This window comes from Sulfitobacter sp. HI0027 (assembly GCF_001634775.1).
Classification (GTDB): Bacteria; Pseudomonadota; Alphaproteobacteria; order Rhodobacterales; family Rhodobacteraceae; genus Sulfitobacter.
Genome location: NZ_LWER01000232.1, coordinates 1 through 1145, shown reverse-complemented (window position 1 = coordinate 1145; position 1145 = coordinate 1). Strand labels below are relative to the sequence as shown.

General features: G+C 57.7%; 2 protein-coding genes. Both read left to right on the top strand.

Going from position 1 to position 1145, the window contains the following annotated elements; translation table 11 throughout:
- The coding region (locus A3722_RS14920; RefSeq protein ID WP_067916253.1) for a copper-binding protein at positions 1-594 on the top strand (594 nt) is incomplete at its 5' end.
- Positions 595-662: 68 nt separating this feature from the next.
- On the top strand, positions 663-1145 hold a 483-nt coding region (locus A3722_RS14915), incomplete at its 3' end, for a helix-turn-helix transcriptional regulator (protein ID WP_067916251.1).

Genomic DNA, 1145 nt, shown 5'->3' with positions numbered 1-1145 from the left:
GCCGAAGCCGTGGACCGCACCATCGACGTGACCATGCGCGAAACCGACGACGGCGAGATGATTTTCGAGCCCGCCGCGTTCGACATCAAGGAAGGCGAGACGATCCGCTTTGCCGTCACCAACAAGGGCGAGATCGAGCATGAGTTCGTGATCGACACGATGGAAGGCAATGCCGAGCACAAGGAATCCATGGCCAAGATGGACATGGAGCATGATGACCCGAACTCGGTGCGTCTCGACTCCGGCATGGAGGGCGAGGTGATCTGGACCTTCGCCAACGAAGGTACGTTTGAATTCGCCTGCCTGATCCCCGGCCACTACGAATCCGGCATGCATGGCCCGATCACCGTCGCCCAGTCCGATGACGCGCCAGAGGCGCCCGCGGTCTACTCCACCGGCAAGATCAAAAAGGTCGACGCCAAGGGCAAGAAGGTCACCATCATTCACGGCCCGCTTGAAAACCTCGACATGCCGTCGATGACCATGGTGTTCAAAGCCGATGAAGCGCTGATCGCCAAAATGAAGGAAGGCCAGAACATCGAATTCGTGGCCGATCGTGTCAAAGGCAAGCTGACCGTCACAGCGATGAAGTAAGCGCCAATCGCAGGGCCGGGTGACCGGACCGGCCCTGTGCTTTCCACAAATATAAGGCACTTCGAGCTATGAAAACGCGTGGAACCATCGCCCTTTGGGCCATTGCAACACTACAGGCCATTGTGGCGATCTTCTTTACCGTCTGCTTCTTGTTGGACGCTATGGGAATGGAACCTGAGTTTCTGATCTGGCAGAGCCATGAGTATCAGCAAACGATCTTGGCCATCGGGTTGAACCTCGGCGTGGCGCTTGGCTGGATCGCCCTTAGAACAAGCCTGCAACGAGCGCGGCTCGCCGAAGAAAAGATGCGCCGTTGCACCTCAGAGTTTTCGATGGTGATGTCGCAGCATTTCACCGATTGGCGTCTGACCCCCGCCGAGCGGGATGTCGCGGTGTTTTTGGTCAAGGGCCTGAGCACCCGCGACATTGCGGACCTGCGCGGCACTTCTGAGGGGACGATCAAAGCGCAGACAAACGCGATTTATCGCAAGGCTGCCGTTACCGGGCGCACTCAGTTGCTCAGCACCTTTATTGAGGATCTGATGGATGAC